Genomic DNA, 15628 nt, shown 5'->3' on the forward strand with positions numbered 1-15628 from the left:
TTCGCGGGAGAGGGACAGCGGCGCAGCCGCAGGGTGAGGGCCCGCCCTTGACAGGTACTGCCCTCACCCTGGCGCGTGCCGCGCCTGTCCCTCTCCCGCGAAAGCGGGAGAGGGCTTGGTAAGGTGGACGCGCTAAGCCGGACCCGATGCTTCGCGTCCTGACCCTCTCCACGCTCTTCCCCGACGCGAGCCGCCCTAATTTCGGCGTGTTCGTCGAGCGTCAGACGCTCGGCCTAGCCAGCCTCCCCGATACCCAGGTCACCGTCGTCGCACCGCTGGGCCTGCCACCCCCGCTGTTCGCGCGCCTCCGCTACGCTGCCCTCGCGACGCTGCCTCGACGCGAGACCCGGAACGGCCTCGACGTCCACCGCCCGCGCTTCCTCAACCTGCCCGGCACGCAGGGGCGCTGGCACGCGCCGCTCCTCACCCGCGCGCTGCGTCCGCTGCTGGACGGGCTCAGCTTCGACGTGATCGACGCGTCCTTCTTCTTCCCCGACGGCCCCGCGGCGATCGCGCTGGGCCGCCGTTACGGCGTGCCCGTCTCCATCAAGGCGCGCGGCGCCGACATTCATCATTGGGGCCGAGCCCCCGCCACCGCGCGCCAGGTCCTCGCCGCCGGCCGCGACGCGCAGGGCTTGCTCGCCGTCTCAGCCGCGATGCGCGACGACATGGTCGCCCTCGGCATGCCCGCCGACCGCATCCGCGTGCACCACACCGGCGTCGACCAGGACCGCTTCGCCCCCGCCGATCGCGCCGCCGCCAAGGCCGCAATAGGCGTCGCAGGGCCGCTCGTCGTCTCCACCGGCGCGCTGATCCCGCGCAAGGGCCATGACATCGTGATCGAGGCCGTCGCGTCGCTCCCCGGCGTCACGCTCCTCATCGCCGGAGAAGGCCCCGAGCGCCCGCGCCTCCAAGCGCTGATCGCCCGCTTGGGGGTGGCCGACCGCGTCCGCTTGGCCGGCTCGATCCCGCACGACCTGCTCCCCGACCTGCTCGCCGCCGCCGACGTGTTCGCGCTCGCCTCCGCCTCCGAGGGCCTCGCCAACGCCTGGGTGGAGGCGCTCGCCTGCGGCGTGCCGATCGTGATCACCGACGCAGGCGGCGCGCGGGAGGTCGTGACCGCTCCCAACGCCGGCCGCATCGCCGAGCGCACCCCCGCCGCTTTCGCCAGCGCCATGGCCGAGCTGCTGGCCTCCCCGTCCGACCCGCAAGCCGTCCGCGCCCATGCCCGCCGCTTCACCTGGGAAGCGAACGCCCGCGCGCTACGCGAGCACCTGGCCGGCCTCGTTCAGTCCAGCGGGTAGAGCGCCGCCGCGATCTTGCGGCCCTCGCCGCGCAGCACGCCCCAGGCGCGCGCGGCCGCGCGGCTGTCCATCGGCTCGACGCCGAGCCCCGCCGCGTCCAGCTCCGCTACCAGCTCGCGCGAGGGCCGCTGCAAAGTCGGCCCCGTGCCGAGCAGGATGAACTCCGGCCCGCTCTCAATCAGCTCCGCCAGGGCCGCGGCGCGCAACTCGGCGAGCGGGGGAGGGGACCAGGGCGTCGCGCGTTCGACGGTCAGCAGCAACGCTCGGAAGTGCTCCTCGCCCAGCTTGAACCCGCGCGGGCCAAGTCCCGTGACGATCGGCCCCGTCGCCGCCCGCTCCTGGTTGATCCTCACGTCCGCGGGGCGACCCGTTCGGCACCCGTCGGCGCGGCGCGCGGCAGGAAGCTGTCGGGTCCGACGCCCAGCGGGACGAGCAGGAAGCGCGCGACATAGATCGACGAGTAGGTGCCCACGACCACGCCCACCAGGATGCCGATCGTCAGCGGATAGATCGTCTCCGGCCCGATCAGCACCAGCGCCAGCACCGCGAGCAGCACCGACCCGTTGGTGGCGATGGTGCGGCTCAGCGTCTCGTTGACCGAGAGGTTCAGCAGCTCCTCGATCCCCATTTTGCGGTAACGACGCAAGTTCTCGCGGATGCGGTCGTACACCACCACCGTGTCGTTCAGCGAATAGCCGATCAGCGTCAGCAGCGCCGCGATGAAGTTCAGCCCCACCTCGATCTGGGTGAGCGCGTAGAAGCCCACCACGATGATCATGTCGTGCAACAGGCTGACCAGCGCGCCCACGCTGAACTGCCATTCGAAGCGGAACCAGATGTACGCGACGATGCCCAGCATCGCGAGCAGCAGCGCCAGCGCGCCGTCCCAGGCGAGCTCCTCCGACACGTTGCCCGACACGGCCTCGACGTTGTCGAAGCGGACCTGAGGATCGACCGCGCGCATCGCCGCCTGGATGCGCCTGGTCGCCTCCGCGTCCTCGACGCCGGCGGGCGGGCGCGGCATGCGGACGGCGATCTCATTGGGCCGGCCGAACTGCTGGATCGTCGGCTCGCCGAGGTTGAGGCCGCCGATCGACCCGCGCAGCCGCTCAAGCGAGGGCGCCTGCGTGAAGGTCGCCTGGATCTGCTGACCGCCGACGAAGTCGACGCCGAGGTTCAGCCCCCTGGTCGCGATCAGCGCGATCGACGCGCCCACCATCAGGATCGACAGGAGCACGGCGAACCACCGCGCGCGCATGAAGTCGATGTTGGTGTTGTCGGGGACGAGCTTGAGGAGCGGACGCATCATGGCGCGGGACCCTTACAGCACCAGCTCGCGCGGGCGGGTGCGCCGGAACCAGCGCGCCACCATCGCCCGCACCACGGTGACGGAGGTGAAATAGGAGGTGACGATGCCGATCATCAGCACCACCGCGAAACCGCGCAACGGCCCCGAGCCGAACCAGAACAGCAGCGCGCCCGCGATCACGTTGGTGACGTTGGCATCGAAGATCGCGGTCGAAGCCTCGGTGAAACCGTGCGAAATCGCGTCCAGCAGCTTGCGGCCCCTGCGCTGCTCCTCCCGAATACGTTCATTGATGAGCACGTTGGCGTCGACCGCCGCACCCACCGTCAGCACGAAGCCGGCGAGGCCCGGAAGCGTCAACGTCGAGTTGAACAGCGCCATCAGCGCCACGATCATGAGCACGTTCAGCACCAGCGCCGCGCAGGCGAACAGGCCGAACCCGCCATAGGTCACGATGATGAAGCCCATCACCAAGGCGGTGGCGACCACGCAGGCGATGATGCCGGCGCGGATCGAGTCGGCGCCGAGGTCCGGCCCCACCGTCCGCTCCTCGATCACGCGCAGGTCGACCGGCAGCTTGCCCGAGCGCAGCGCGATGGCGAGCTGGTTCGCGCTCTCCACGGTGAAGCTGCCGGAGATGGACGCGGTGCCCGTGGTGATCGGCTCGCGGATCGAGGGGGCGGAGATGACCTGGTTGTCGACGATGATCGCGAACGGCTTGCCGACGTTGGCGGTGGTCACGCGCGCGAAGCGGCGGCCGCCCTCGTTGTCAAAGTTGATGACGACCTCGGGTTCGTTCGTCTGCGGGTTGAACGCCTGGCGCGCGTCGATCAGTCGGTCGCCCGTCAGGATCGCGCTGCGCTTGACCGCGACGGGCCCCGCGCCTTCCGCCGAGGGCAGGATCTGGCTGCCGACGGGCGCCTGGCCGCGCGCGAGCTGATCGGGCGTCGCGTTCAGGTCGACTAGCTTGAACTCGAGCCGCGCGGTGCGGCCGAGCAGCGCCTTGAGCGCCTCCGGGTCCTGCAGACCCGGCACCTGCACGACGATGCGGTTCGCGCCCTGGCGCAGGATGCTCGGCTCGCGCGTGCCGAGCTCGTCGATGCGCCGCCGCACCACCTCCGTCGCGTCTGACATCGCGGTGTCGACGGCCTGGGCTAGCCCCGCGCTGGTCGGGGTGATGACGAAGCGGCTCTGGTCGACGACCTGGATGTCGTACTCGCGCTGTCCCGTGAAGCCCGCGCCGCCGCCGGTGATGCCCAGCAGCCGCTCGCGCGCCGCGTCGACCTGGGACGGGTCGCGCAGCATGAAGCTGACCTGGCCCCCGCGCGTCGAGATGTCGCCGATCTCGATCCTCGGACGCTGGCGGCGCATCTCCGTTTGAATCTGGTCGCGCAGCGCCTCCAGTCGCGTGCCCTGCAGCGCGGCCGTGTCCGCCTCGAGCAGCAGGTAGCTGCCGCCCGCCAGGTCGAGGCCCAGATTGACCCGCGGCAGCCGCTCCGCCCAGTTCGGCAGGTAGCGGTCGGGCGTCAGGCTGGGCACCGCCAACAGGCACAGGATCGCCACGACGCCCCAGGTGAGGAGCGTCTTCCAGCGGGGCATGTCGAGCATCAGTCGTTCGCCGGCTTGGCCGTGCCCACGACCTCGGTCAGCGTGGCCTTGACGACGCGCACGCGCGTGTTGGGCGCGATCTCGACCTCCACATGCGCGTCCTCGACTTTGGTCACCTTTCCGACGATCCCGCCCGCGGTGACGACCTGGTCGCCGCGCTTCACCGCCGCGATCGACTGCTGCAACGCGCGCATGCGCCGCTGCTGCGGGCGGATCATCAGGAAGTAGAAGACGATGAAAACGAGGATCAGCGGCAGGAGGCCGAGGATCGATCCTGCGGTGCCCTGGGAGGCCGAGCCGGTGGCCTGGGCGAAAGCGGGTGTGATGAGCATGGAGTCCCGTGGTGGCGACGGCTGGCAGACGCCAGTCGGTTGCAAGCGGCTTCCGCTACCACCGCGCCGGGGCGGGCGCAACGCTCGCCCCGAGCGCGGCCGGCGGGCAGGGCTTCGGCCCTGACCCGTCCGACGACGCGGCTTCGCCGCGGCGCTGCTGCGCGAGCTTCCTCTTCTTCGTCATGCCAGACTTGATCCGGCATCCACGCGCGTCCGCTTGTTCGATAGCGCCTCTGCGAACAGGCGGGCCGCGCATGGACCCCGGATCAAGTCCGGGGTGACGAGAGGTGGATGGAAGCAGGGTATGGCTGGTCGGGGCGACAGGATTCGAACCTGCGACCCCCACACCCCCAGTGTGATGCGCTACCAGGCTGCGCTACGCCCCGACCGAGACGCGCGCCGATACGCCCCCCGGCCGCGGGATGCAAGGGGGAGGGGGTGAGACCTTCAAGCGTCCGCCCTCCCCGGCAAGGGCCGGGGCCCAGTCACGGGGCGCTGGCAAGCGGAAGCGCCCATGCCCGATGGTCACCCTGATTAGGCACCGGCCTCCGCCGGGGTGGGAAAGGGAGAAAGGGACGGATCGCCGCGGCGAAGCCGCGTCGCCGGTCGTCGCTCGCGGCGACGCCGGCCGGCCCCGGCTAGTTCGCTTGATTCTTGCTCATGCAAAAATCTTCGCCGCCGGGGCTGTCCTACAAGCCCGCATCTGTGTTCACCTTTCGTTCTCAACCGGAACGGGAGGACCAACATGCACATCGACTCGCTCATCGACGACCTCATCGACCGCGAAGGCGGCTACGTCCACCACCCCGCCGACCGCGGCGGCGCCACCTGCTGGGGCGTGACGGAGGCGGTCGCGCGCGCCAACGGCTATCATGGCGCGATGCGGGCGCTCCCGCGCAACGTGGCCGCGAGCATCCATCGCCGGCTCTACTGGCTCCGTCCCGCGTTCAACCGCGTCCACGACCGCGCGCCCGACCTCGCGGCGGAGCTGTTCGACACGGGCGTGAACATGGGGCCGACGGTCGCGGTCGCGTTTCTCCAGCGTGCCTTGAACGCGCTCAACCGCGGCGCGACCGACTATCCGGATCTGGCCATCGACGGCGCGGTCGGCCCGATCACGCTGGCCGCGCTCGACGCCTTTCTAGCCACGCGCGGGGAGGGCGGCGAGACCGTGCTGCTCAAGGCCATCGAGGCGCTCCAGGGCGAACGCTACCTGTCCCTGGCCGAGCGCCGGCCCGCGAACGAGGCCTTTCTCTACGGCTGGCTGGCGAACCGGCTCGGTTAGGGCCGATTCGATGCGCATTCCGTATCAATGTCGTCAAAGTCGTAAACTTCGGAGAACATCATGTCCCTGATCGACGGCGTCCTCGGCCCGCTCGCGAGCGTGCTCGACAAGCTCATCCCCGACCCCAAGGCCCGCGACGCGGCCAAGCTCGAGCTGCTGCGCATGGAGGCGACGAACGAGCTCGACCGCACCAAGGCGCAGCTCATGGCGGTGCTCGCCGACGCGCAGTCCGCCGACCCCTGGACGTCGCGGGCGCGGCCCGGCTTCCTCTACGTCATGTACGCGCTGCTGCTCTGGTCCATCCCCATGGGCCTGATCGCCGCCGTCCGTCCCGATGCGGCCGCCATCGCGGCGGGGATGAGCGCGTACCTGAACGGCATCCCCGAACCGCTCTACGCGCTCTTCGGCACGGGCTATCTCGGCTACACGGTCGCGCGGACCTGGGGAAAGGCGAAGGGGGTGGAGCGTTGAGCGGCGTTCATGCCTAAGCCTATGCCCCGCCGCCTCGTGCTCGCCGCGCTCCTCACCTCACTCGCGGCCTGCGGTCCCGCGCTGCTCAACTCGGTCGACGGTGTCGCCCGATTGGGCGCGGGGCCGGGCCGCGTCGCCGCCAGTGTCCCGTACGGCGCGCACCCGCGCCAGCGGCTCGACGTCTACGCCCCGCGCCGCGCGGAGCGGCTGCCGGTGGTCGTATTCTTCTACGGCGGCGCATGGTCCTCCGGCTCGCGCGGCGCCTATGCCTTCGCGGGCCGCGCCTATGCCGGGCAGGGCTTCGTCGCCGTCGTGCCCGACTACCGCCTCGTGCCCGACGTGCGCTTCCCGGCGTTCGTGCAGGACGGCGCGGCCGCGATCCGCTGGGTGCGCGACAACGTCGCGCGATACGGCGGCGACCCGGACCGGATCACGGTCGTGGGCCACTCGGCGGGCGCGCATATCGCGGCGCTGCTCGCGCTCGACGTGCGCTGGCTGCGCGAGGCGGGCGTCGACCCGCGCACGATCAAGGCGGGTGCGCTGCTGTCTGGCCCGTACGACTTCCTGCCGCTGACCGATGCGCGTTCGCAGGCCGCGCTGGGGAACTGGCCCCGTCCGGCGGAGACGCAGCCGATCAGCTTCGCCCGGCCCGACGCGCCGCCGCTCCTCCTCGCCACCGGCATGGCGGACACGACCGTGCGCCCGCGCAACTCCCAAGCGCTCGCCGCCAAGCTTCAGGCCGCCGGCGCGCCCGTCGAGCTTAAGCTCTACCCCGGCGCAGGCCATGCCGACCCGGTGATCGCGCTCGCTCGGCCGTTTCGCGGACGCGTGCCCGCGCTCGCCGACAGCGCCGCCTTCCTCCGCCGACACGCGCAGTAGGGGCGTTCTTGCAATGTGCTTTAGTGTACTTAGACCGGGCTCCGGCCCTCCTGTTGCGCCGCCGCAACGCCCACCTACATCGCGGCCCATGAGCGGGAACACAGACGCCATGCCGAAATGGCACGGCACCACCATCTGCTCCGTCCGCAAGAACGGGCGGGTGGTCATCGCGGGCGACGGACAGGTCTCGATGGGCCAGACCGTAATGAAGCCCAACGCGCGCAAGGTCAGGAGCTTAGGCGCGGACGGCAAGGTCATCGGAGGCTTCGCCGGCGCGACGGCCGACGCCTTCACCCTGTTCGAGCGGCTGGAGGCGAAGCTGGAGCGCCACAACGGCCAGCTCATGCGCGCCGCCGTCGAGCTCGCCAAGGACTGGCGCACCGACAAGTACCTCCGCAATCTGGAAGCGCTGATGATCGTCGCCGACAAGGACGTGACGTTGATCCTGACGGGCAACGGCGACGTGCTCGAGCCCGAGGGCGGCATCGCCGCGATCGGCTCGGGCGGCAACTACGCCCTCGCCGCCGCCCGCGCGCTGAACGAGTACGAGGCCGACGCCGAGACGATCGCCCGCAAAGCGATGGGCATCGCCGCCGAGGTCTGCGTCTACACCAACGACCGGCTGACCGTGGAGGCGCTGGACAGCGCGACTTGACTCATCCCTCTCCCGCTTTTGCGGGACAGGGTGGCCGAGCGCAGCGAGGTCGGGTGAGGGCCTGTTCCTCGGGATGCGCTCAACTCAGGCCCTCACCCTGGCCCTCCGGGTCTGTCCCTCTCCCGCAAAAGCGGGAGAGGGCTGAAGAAGAGAAGAAATGAACGACAATCTCACCCCCAAGGCGATCGTCCGCGCGCTCGACGAGCACATCATCGGCCAGGCCGACGCCAAGCGCGCCGTCGCCGTGGCGCTGCGCAACCGCTGGCGCCGCCAGAAGCTCGACGCGAGCCTGCGTGACGAGGTCACGCCCAAGAACATCCTGATGATCGGGCCCACCGGCTGCGGCAAGACGGAGATCAGCCGCCGCCTCGCCAAGCTCGCCGACGCGCCCTTCGTGAAAGTGGAGGCGACCAAGTTCACCGAGGTCGGCTATGTCGGCCGCGACGTCGAGCAGATCGCCCGCGACCTCGTGGAGGAGGCAATCCGGCTGGAGAAGGAGCGCCGACGCTCGGCCGTCAAGGATAAGGCGGAGGCCGCGGCGCTCTCCCGCCTTCTCGACGCGCTGACGGGCAAAGGATCGAGCGAGGCGACGCGCCAGGCGTTCACCCAGCGCTTCCGCGACGGCCATCTCGACAATACGGAGATCGAGATCGAGCTGGAGCAGCAGCCCAGCCTGCCCTTCGAGCTGCCCGGCGGCGCGCAGATGGGCATGATCAACTTAGGGGAAATGCTCGGCAAACTAGGCGGCAACCAGATGAAGCGCCGCAAGCTGACGGTGCGCGCCGCTTGGGACAAGCTCGTCGAAGAGGAGGCCGACAAGCGCCTCGACCAGGACGAGGTGAGCCGCCAGGCGCTGGCCGACGCGGAGGCGAACGGGATCGTCTTCCTCGACGAGATCGACAAAATCGCCGTGTCCGACGTCCGCGGCGGCTCGGTGAGCCGCGAGGGCGTGCAGCGCGACCTGCTGCCGCTGATCGAGGGCACCACCGTCTCGACCAAGTACGGCCCGATGAAGACCGACCACATCCTCTTCATCGCGTCGGGCGCGTTCCACGTCGCCAAGCCGTCCGACCTGCTTCCCGAACTCCAGGGCCGCCTGCCCATCCGCGTCGAGTTGAAGGGGCTGACGGAGGAGGACTTCGTCGCCATCCTCTCCGATACTAAGGCGTCGCTCCCCGCCCAGTACCGCGCGCTGATCGCGACGGAGGGCGTGGAGGTCGAGTTCACCGACGACGGCGTCCGCGCCGTCGCCCGCATCGCCGCCGAGGTGAACGGGCAGGTCGAGAACATCGGCGCCCGCCGCCTCCAGACGGTCATGGAGAAACTGCTGGAGGAGGTGAGCTTCGACGCCGAGGACCGGCAGGGGAGCAAGCTCACGGTCGACGCGGCTTACGTCGATAGGCAGCTCGCGAGCATCGCCCGCAACACGGACCTTAGCCGCTTCGTCCTCTAGCGGCGCGGACGTTCATAGGGGGTGAAGCGGTCGAAGCGGCAGATCCCCGACGCGATGATCTGCTGCGGCGCGACCACCTGGAACGGGTCGTCGCGGCAGAGCTGGGCGCCTTGGACCCTCACGATCAGCGTGGTGATCGGCCGCAGGCCGGGACAATTACCTACCGGGCCCGTCCGCCACACCCGGCGCGCCGTTTCGCGGTACAGGATGGTGCGTTCGTCGACCACCTCCGGCGACGTGTTCCGGTTGAGCGAGATGCAGTTCGCCGGTTCGCCAGCCACCAGCCCCGCCAGAGGGTCGGGCGCGACGGCGGGGGTCGCGCACGCGGCCAGCGGCGCCAGCAGGAGCGCGGCCCGGATCACGGGGCGCGGCGGTACGGGGTGAAGTCGCCCAGCGCGCAGTTGCCCAACGGGATGCGGGTGATCTGATCCACCACCTGCACGATGTCGCCGCGGCACAGCCGGCCGTTCGGTGTGGAGGTGACCAGCGACGCCCGGTCGTTCTGCGCCGCCTCGCACCCGCCCGTGGTGTCGTTGCGGAACTTGAGGTCGCGCGAGGCGGTGAAGACGATCGTGCCGCCATAGACGTCGCTGTTGAGCGCCGGCCGCGACGTCGTGGGCAGGCAGTTGCTAGGCTCGCCCGGCGTCAGCCCGGCCAGCTCCCGCTCCAGCTTCGCCTGCTGGTCCGCGGCGTCGGCGGCGGCGCGCGCGGCCTCCTGCGGTGTGGCGGCGCAGGAAGCGAGCGCCGTCAGTCCTGCGATGAACCAAATCCTCATAGCTCGTTCTCCGGTCCCGCCTTTCCTCAACGCGTCTAGCCGCGGAAATGGTCCTTGCCCGTCCGCAGCTGCGCCAGCTCCTCCGCCGAGCCCGCGCGCATGAAGGGGTTGGTCGCGCGTTCCAACCCGATGGTGGTCGGCACCGTCGCTTCGCCGCGCGCCCGCAACGCGTCCACCTCCACCATCCGCGCGCGCAGCGCTTGGTTGTCCGGCTCGACGCTGAGCGCGAACCGGCCGTTGCCCTGCGTGTACTCGTGTCCGCAGTAGACCTGCGTCCCGTCCGGCAGCTCGGCCAGCCTGCGCATGGCGCCGAACATCTGTTGGACGGTGCCCTCGAACAATCGCCCGCATCCCATCGCGAACAGCGTGTCGCCCGTGAAGACCAGTCCCGCCTCGTCGAAGTGGAACACGATGTGCCCGGCCGTGTGTCCCGGCGCCTCCATGACGGCCGCGCGGTGCTCGCCCAGCGTCACGGCGTCGCCCTCAGCCACCGTGCGGTCGAGCGTCGGGATGCGCGCCGCTTCCGCCGCCGGCCCGGTCACGACCGCGCCGCCCGCCTTGATCTCGGGAATGCCCGCGACATGGTCGGGGTGCCAGTGCGTCGCCCACACCTGCCCGATGCGCCAGCCCCGCTCCGCCGCCGCAGAGAGTACCGGCCCGGCCTCGCCCGGGTCGACCGCCAGCGTCTCGCCCGACGCATGATCGTGGACGAGCCAAGCGTAGTTGTCGGACAGCACGGGGACGCGGACGACCTCCAGCATCACCACGTTCCCGTGTTGGGCATCGACGCCCAGGGTTCCTGCGGCGGCTTGCGGCCGTCGAGCTGGAGCAGCTCGATCGAGATGCCGTCCGGCGTCTTCACGAAGGCCATATAGCCGTCGCGCGGCGGGCGGTTGATCGTCACGCCCGCGTCCTGGAGCCGCCGGCACGTCTCGTATATGTCGTCGACCTGATAGGCGAGGTGGCCGAAGTTGCGGCCTCCGGAGTACTCCTCCGGATCCCAGTTGTAGGTCAGCTCCACCTCGGCCTGCGCTCGCTCGCCCGGCCCGCGCATGTCGTCGGGCGTCGCCAGGAAGATCAGCGTGAAGCGGCCCTGCTCGCTCTCCGTGCGCCGCACCTCCTTCAGGCCCAACAGCTCGAAGAAGCGGATCGTCGCCTCCGGGTCGCTCACCCGGATCATCGTATGGAGGTACTTCATTCGGCTTTCTCCTCGATCGCCCGCAGCACGTCCTCGACGGCGCGGATCAGCAGCCGGATGTCCTCGTCGCGCGACAGCCGGTGGTCGCCGTCCTTGACCAGCCAGCACTGGACGTCGTCGCTCTCCAGCATCGTCGCGAGCTGCGCAGTGCGGTGCCAGGGCACGTCCGGATCGCGCTGGCCCTGGATCAAGCGCGTCGGCAGGTTCACGGGCACGGTGCCGAACATGATCCGGTTCGCCTCGCCCGACTGCCAGAAGCCGCGCGTGTAGACGGTCGGCTCCGGCCCGTACGGGTTGGGGCGCTCCAGCCGGCCGTGCTGGAGCAGGTACATCTTCTCGTCCTGGCTGAAGCCCCAGTCGGTGAAGTCCGGCGCCGGCGCGATCCCGACGAGGCCGACGACCAGCTCGGGCCGCGCCTTGGCCGCGAGCAGCATCAGCCACCCGCCCATCGACGATCCGACCAGCACCACGGGCCCGCCCACGACCGAGTCGATCATGGCGAGCACGTCGTCGCGCCAATCCGCCAGCGTCTGCTCTTCGAACGCGCCCTCGCTCTTGCCGCAGCCGCCGTAGTCGAAGCGGAGGTATGAGTGGTGATGCTCGCGCGCCCAGGCGTCGAGCGCCATCGCCTTGGACCCGGTCATGTCCGACGCGTAGCCGGGCAAGAACACGATCGTGGGCCCGTGCCCCTCGTGCAGGTGGTAGGCGAGGCGGGGGCGGGCGGCTGCGGTCATGGCGCACGCCCATAACGCTTGCGGGACGGATTGCGAAACCCGCGGCGAGCGGCGATAGCCTGCTGAAAACGCTCAAGGAGAGTTATGAAGCACTGCATCGTCGCGCTCGTCTCGTTCGCCGCGCTCGCCGCCCATCAAGTCGCGGCCCAAGTATCGCCCCAACAGCAGCCCCCGCGTCCCGTCGAGCAGACGGAAGCGCCCGAGGATCGGGTGATCCGGCCCGATGCGCAGCCGACCCCGCTTCCCACGCCCGTACCGACGCCGCCCGCGGCCGCGACCGCGCCGGCCACGGCTCCGTCGCCCACGCCGACGCCTACGACTTGGGACGTGAACGCCCCTCCGGGCGCGACCATCCGCCAGGTACCGATCCGCACGAGCGAGGGCAGCTGGATCGACTTGGATGTGAGTCGCGACGGCCGCACGATCGCCTTCGCGCTATTGGGCGACATCTACACGATGCCCATTGAGGGCGGCACGCCCACGCGCATCGCCGAGGGGCTCGCCTGGGAGGTGCACCCGCGCTTCTCGCCCGACGGCCGCCGCATCGCTTTCACCTCCGACCGGGGCGGGGGCGACAATATCTGGATCATGAACCACGACGGGTCGGACAAGCGCCAGGTCACGACCGAGGACTTCCGCCTCTTGAACCAGCCGAGCTGGAGTCCCGACGGCCGCTTCTTCGTCGCCAAGAAGCATTTCACGACCGGCCGTTCGCTCGGCACGGGCGAGGTGTGGATGTACCACGTCTCCGGCGGATCGGGCGTCCTTTTGGTCAAGCGCCCGAACGAGCAGCACCAGAAGGAGCTGGGCGAACCCGTCTACGCCGCCGACGGCAAGTCGGTCTTCTACACGCGCAACATCACGCCCGGCCCGATTTTCGAATACGCGCAGGACTCGAACACCGACCTGTTCAACATCATGCGCTACGACCTGGAGACGGGCGAGACGACCACCGCCGTCTCCGGCGAAGGCGGCTCCGTGCGCCCGACCCCGTCGCCCGACGGCAAGAAGATCGCCTTCGTCCGGCGCGAGGCGACGCGGTCCAAACTCTACGTAAAGGACCTGGAGAGCGGCGAGGAGCGCAAGATCTACGACGCGCTCGACCAAGACGTGCAGGAGACCTGGGCCGTCACCGGCGTCTACCCGAACATGGCCTGGACGCCCGATAGCCGCTCCCTCGTCTTCTGGGCGGGCGGCAAGATCCGGCGCGTCGACGGCGACGGCTCGCGCGCGGCGGAGATCCCCTTCACGATCAACGACACGCGCGGCGTGATCGCGGCGCCGCATCCGACGGTGGAGGTCGCGCCCGATCGCTTCACGACGCGCATGCCGCGCTTCGCCGCCGTGTCGCCCGACGGGCGGCAGGTCGTGTTCGAGACGTTGGGCAAGCTCTACGTCCGCCCCGTCGCGGGCGGCACGCCGCGCCGTCTGACGCGCGGCGAAGAGGGCATAGAGCTGTTCCCCGCTTGGTCGCGCGACGGCCGCACGATCGCGTTCGTCAGCTGGAACGACCGGGACCTCGGCCGCGTGCGTACGGTGGCGAGCGGGGGCGGGACGCCCCGCGACGTCACCACGACGCCCGGCCACTATCGCAGCCCACGCTTCTCGCCCGACGGCCGGACGATCGTGTTCGAGCGCGTCGGCGGCGGCGGCCTGACCTCGCCCCGCTGGTCGGAGGACCCGGGCGTGTACCGCGTCGCGGCCTCGGGCGGCGCGCCAGTGCGCATCGCGCGCGGCATGGCGTCGCCCCAATTCGGCGCGTCCAAAGACCGCCTGTTCATGATCGCGTCGGAGTCGAAGGACGGCAAGACCAAGCGCCAGCTCGTCAGCACCGACCTGAACGGCGAAGCCAAGCGCGTCCACGCGGCGGGCGAGCTGCTGACCGATTTCGACGTATCGCCCGACGGCCAGTTCGTCGCCTTTCGCCAGAATTACGAGGCGTTCGTGACGCCGCTGGTGCCCGGCAACCAGGCGGTCGAGCTCGAGCCCAAGGGTAAGGCGACGCCGATCACCAAGGTGAGCGCAGGCGGCGCGGATTACGTGCACTGGTCCACGAACGGCGACCGGCTCCACTGGAGCATGGGGCCGACGCTGCACACGGTCGATCGTGCACAGCTCTTCGCCGATGCTCCGCGCCCGAAGAACGCGCCCGCCGCCGTCGCGGCGGTCGCGCGCACCTCGCTCGGCATGGAGCAGCAGGCGGCCAAGCACCGCGGCACCGTCGCGCTGGTCGGCGCCAAGCTCGTCACCATGGCGGGCGCGGACGGCGGGATCGTTGATGACGGCGTGGTGGTCGTGCGCGATGATCGCATCGTCGCCGTCGGCCCGCGCGGCTCCACGGCCGTGCCCGCGGGCGCGACGGTGGTGGACGTCGCCGGCAAGACGATCATCCCCGGCCTGGTCGACGCGCACGCGCACGGACCGGCGGGAGACGACGAGCTGGTGCCTCAGGCCAATTGGTCGATGATCGCCAACCTGGCGCTCGGCACAACGACGATCCACGATCCCTCGAACCGCGCGGCCGAAATCTTCGCGGCCAAGGAGATGCAGCAGGCCGGGCTGATCCTGGCGCCCCGCATCTTCTCGACGGGCGAGATCGTTTACGGCGCGCGCAACCCGAACGTCTACGCCGAGATCAACAGCCTGGACGACGCGCTCGCCCATGTCCGGCGTCTGAAGGCGCAGGGTGCTAACAGCGTCAAGAACTACAACCAGCCTCGCCGCGACCAGCGGCAGCAAGTGGTGGAAGCGGCGCGCCGCGAGGGCATGCAGGTCGTGGCGGAGGGCGGCTCGCTCTACGGCATGGATATGAACCTGATCGCCGACGGCAACTCGACGCTCGAGCACAACGTGCCGCTGGAGCGCTTCTACGACGACGTGGTGCAGTTCTGGAGCCAAACGAACGTCAACTACACGCCGACGCTGGTCGTGTCTTACGGCGGTCTGGCGGGCGACCCGTACTGGCGGCAGGCGGTCGACTGGACCGGCCACCCGCTGCTCCGCGCACACACGCCGCCCGCGCAGCTCAACGCCGCCTTCGCCAGGCGAACCACCGCGCCGGAGTCGAACTTCGTCGACGACGACAACGCCCGCGAGGCGAAGAAGATGGCCGACCGCGGCATCCTCGTCTCGATCGGCGCGCACGGTCAGCAGGCCGGCATCGGCTCGCACTGGGAGCTGTGGAGCTTCGTCCGCGGCGGCATGACGCCGATCGAGGCGCTGCGCGCGGGCACGATCGTGCCCGCCCAGTCGCTCGGCATGGCCAAGGATATCGGCTCGCTGGAGGTGGGCAAGCTCGCCGACCTGGTCGTGCTCGACGCCGACCCGACGCAGAACATCCGCAACAGCGACAAGGTGAGCCGGGTGATGCTCGGCGGGCGGTTGTATGACGCGGCGACGATGAACGAGGTCTCGACGGGCACGGCGAAGCGGCCGGCCTATTGGTGGGAGCAGCGGGCGAACTAAGCGCCTCTCCCTCTCCCCTCCGGGGAGAGGGCCGGGGAGAGGGGTAGGGTGCTGCCGTCAGTTACTGCCCCTCTCCCGACCTCGCTGCGCTCGGCCACCCTCTCCCCAGAGGGGAGAGGAAAAGGGAGGTTCATCGCCCGTTGCCGTTCGATCCGCTATGAAA

16 protein-coding genes and 1 tRNA gene are annotated in these 15628 nt (G+C 70.2%); 7 read left to right on the top strand and 10 right to left on the bottom strand.

The features are described from left to right. Nucleotides 1-146 precede the first annotated feature (146 nt). Nucleotides 147-1304, top strand: a complete 1158-nt coding sequence (locus CKY28_RS11880) for a glycosyltransferase (RefSeq protein WP_095998496.1) — start codon at nt 147-149, stop codon at nt 1302-1304. Here the strand turns inward: CKY28_RS11880 and CKY28_RS11885 are convergent. The 5 genes from CKY28_RS11885 to CKY28_RS11905 all read right to left on the bottom strand — a co-directional run bounded on the left by CKY28_RS11885 (nt 1289) and on the right by CKY28_RS11905 (nt 4936). Then, nucleotides 1289-1657, bottom strand: a complete 369-nt coding sequence (locus CKY28_RS11885) for an Mth938-like domain-containing protein (RefSeq protein WP_095998497.1) — start codon at nt 1655-1657, stop codon at nt 1289-1291. The two genes, CKY28_RS11880 and CKY28_RS11885, sit on opposite strands and share 16 nt — an antisense overlap. Continuing rightward, nucleotides 1654-2613 carry a protein translocase subunit SecF gene (gene secF, locus CKY28_RS11890; protein WP_342747170.1) on the bottom strand — a complete coding sequence of 320 codons (960 nt, stop codon included), beginning with the start codon at nt 2611-2613 and terminating at the stop codon, nt 1654-1656. The genes CKY28_RS11885 and secF overlap by 4 nt, the downstream gene beginning before the upstream one ends. Nucleotides 2614-2625: 12 nt before the next feature. After that, complete coding sequence (gene secD / locus CKY28_RS11895) at nt 2626-4218, bottom strand: protein translocase subunit SecD (protein ID WP_095998498.1); 1593 nt, start codon at nt 4216-4218, stop codon at nt 2626-2628. Continuing rightward, complete coding sequence (gene yajC, locus CKY28_RS11900) at nt 4218-4550, bottom strand: preprotein translocase subunit YajC (protein ID WP_095998499.1); 333 nt, start codon at nt 4548-4550, stop codon at nt 4218-4220. The genes secD and yajC overlap by 1 nt, the downstream gene beginning before the upstream one ends. A 309-nt stretch (nt 4551-4859) precedes the next feature. After that, nucleotides 4860-4936, bottom strand: a tRNA-Pro gene (locus tag CKY28_RS11905). Nucleotides 4937-5295: 359 nt separating this feature from the next. Here CKY28_RS11905 and CKY28_RS11910 point away from each other — a divergent pair. The 5 genes from CKY28_RS11910 (at nt 5296) to hslU (ending at nt 9293) form a co-directional block, all read left to right on the top strand. Next, nucleotides 5296-5835 carry a glycoside hydrolase family 108 protein gene (locus CKY28_RS11910; RefSeq protein ID WP_095998500.1) on the top strand — a complete coding sequence of 180 codons (540 nt, stop codon included), beginning with the start codon at nt 5296-5298 and terminating at the stop codon, nt 5833-5835. Between the two features lie 60 nt (nt 5836-5895). Beyond that, nucleotides 5896-6306, top strand: coding sequence for a holin family protein (locus CKY28_RS11915; RefSeq protein ID WP_095998501.1), 411 nt, complete (start codon nt 5896-5898; stop codon nt 6304-6306). 9 nt (nt 6307-6315) lie between these two features. Next, nucleotides 6316-7185 carry an alpha/beta hydrolase gene (locus tag CKY28_RS11920; protein ID WP_245841803.1) on the top strand — a complete coding sequence of 290 codons (870 nt, stop codon included), beginning with the start codon at nt 6316-6318 and terminating at the stop codon, nt 7183-7185. Between the two features lie 109 nt (nt 7186-7294). Beyond that, nucleotides 7295-7840, top strand: a complete 546-nt coding sequence (gene hslV, locus CKY28_RS11925) for an ATP-dependent protease subunit HslV (RefSeq protein WP_095998503.1) — start codon at nt 7295-7297, stop codon at nt 7838-7840. A 157-nt stretch (nt 7841-7997) separates the two neighbouring features. Then, nucleotides 7998-9293, top strand: a complete 1296-nt coding sequence (hslU, locus tag CKY28_RS11930) for an ATP-dependent protease ATPase subunit HslU (protein WP_095998504.1) — start codon at nt 7998-8000, stop codon at nt 9291-9293. Here the strand turns inward: hslU and CKY28_RS11935 are convergent. Genes CKY28_RS11935 through CKY28_RS11955 form a run of 5 tightly spaced genes read right to left on the bottom strand, consistent with a single transcriptional unit; the run spans nt 9290 to nt 12000 of the window. Next, nucleotides 9290-9655: a hypothetical protein gene (locus CKY28_RS11935; protein ID WP_245841804.1), complete on the bottom strand. Its 366-nt coding sequence runs from the start codon at nt 9653-9655 to the stop codon at nt 9290-9292. The two genes, hslU and CKY28_RS11935, sit on opposite strands and share 4 nt — an antisense overlap. Next, on the bottom strand, nt 9652-10068 hold the full coding sequence (locus CKY28_RS11940; protein ID WP_095998505.1) for a hypothetical protein: 417 nt from the start codon (nt 10066-10068) through the stop codon (nt 9652-9654). Before CKY28_RS11940 ends, CKY28_RS11935 begins: the two co-directional genes overlap by 4 nt. A gap of 35 nt (nt 10069-10103) precedes the next feature. Continuing rightward, complete coding sequence (gene gloB, locus CKY28_RS11945) at nt 10104-10829, bottom strand: hydroxyacylglutathione hydrolase (protein WP_095998506.1); 726 nt, start codon at nt 10827-10829, stop codon at nt 10104-10106. Further along, nucleotides 10829-11266: a VOC family protein gene (locus CKY28_RS11950; RefSeq protein ID WP_095998507.1), complete on the bottom strand. Its 438-nt coding sequence runs from the start codon at nt 11264-11266 to the stop codon at nt 10829-10831. The genes gloB and CKY28_RS11950 overlap by 1 nt, the downstream gene beginning before the upstream one ends. After that, a complete protein-coding gene (locus CKY28_RS11955) occupies nt 11263-12000 on the bottom strand; it encodes an alpha/beta hydrolase (RefSeq protein ID WP_095998508.1) in 738 nt (245 codons plus the stop codon). The genes CKY28_RS11950 and CKY28_RS11955 overlap by 4 nt, the downstream gene beginning before the upstream one ends. 84 nt (nt 12001-12084) lie before the next feature. Between CKY28_RS11955 and CKY28_RS11960 the strand changes: the two genes are divergently transcribed. Beyond that, nucleotides 12085-15465 carry an amidohydrolase family protein gene (locus tag CKY28_RS11960; protein ID WP_095998509.1) on the top strand — a complete coding sequence of 1127 codons (3381 nt, stop codon included), beginning with the start codon at nt 12085-12087 and terminating at the stop codon, nt 15463-15465. Nucleotides 15466-15628: the final 163 nt, after the last annotated feature.

Source organism: Sphingomonas lenta, assembly GCF_002288825.1.
Classification (GTDB): Bacteria; Pseudomonadota; Alphaproteobacteria; order Sphingomonadales; family Sphingomonadaceae; genus Sphingomonas; species Sphingomonas lenta.

Coding starts and splice junctions, on each gene's coding strand:
- CKY28_RS11880 (WP_095998496.1), top strand. CDS start 147: ATGCTTCGCGTCCTGACCCTCTCCACGCTCTTCCCCGACGCGAGCCGC.
- secF (WP_342747170.1), bottom strand. CDS start 2,613: ATGATGCGTCCGCTCCTCAAGCTCGTCCCCGACAACACCAACATCGAC.
- secD (WP_095998498.1), bottom strand. CDS start 4,218: ATGCTCGACATGCCCCGCTGGAAGACGCTCCTCACCTGGGGCGTCGTG.
- yajC (WP_095998499.1), bottom strand. CDS start 4,550: ATGCTCATCACACCCGCTTTCGCCCAGGCCACCGGCTCGGCCTCCCAG.
- CKY28_RS11910 (WP_095998500.1), top strand. CDS start 5,296: ATGCACATCGACTCGCTCATCGACGACCTCATCGACCGCGAAGGCGGC.
- CKY28_RS11915 (WP_095998501.1), top strand. CDS start 5,896: ATGTCCCTGATCGACGGCGTCCTCGGCCCGCTCGCGAGCGTGCTCGAC.
- CKY28_RS11920 (WP_245841803.1), top strand. CDS start 6,316: ATGCCTAAGCCTATGCCCCGCCGCCTCGTGCTCGCCGCGCTCCTCACC.
- hslV (WP_095998503.1), top strand. CDS start 7,295: ATGCCGAAATGGCACGGCACCACCATCTGCTCCGTCCGCAAGAACGGG.
- hslU (WP_095998504.1), top strand. CDS start 7,998: ATGAACGACAATCTCACCCCCAAGGCGATCGTCCGCGCGCTCGACGAG.
- CKY28_RS11940 (WP_095998505.1), bottom strand. CDS start 10,068: ATGAGGATTTGGTTCATCGCAGGACTGACGGCGCTCGCTTCCTGCGCC.
- gloB (WP_095998506.1), bottom strand. CDS start 10,829: ATGCTGGAGGTCGTCCGCGTCCCCGTGCTGTCCGACAACTACGCTTGG.
- CKY28_RS11950 (WP_095998507.1), bottom strand. CDS start 11,266: ATGAAGTACCTCCATACGATGATCCGGGTGAGCGACCCGGAGGCGACG.
- CKY28_RS11955 (WP_095998508.1), bottom strand. CDS start 12,000: ATGACCGCAGCCGCCCGCCCCCGCCTCGCCTACCACCTGCACGAGGGG.
- CKY28_RS11960 (WP_095998509.1), top strand. CDS start 12,085: ATGAAGCACTGCATCGTCGCGCTCGTCTCGTTCGCCGCGCTCGCCGCC.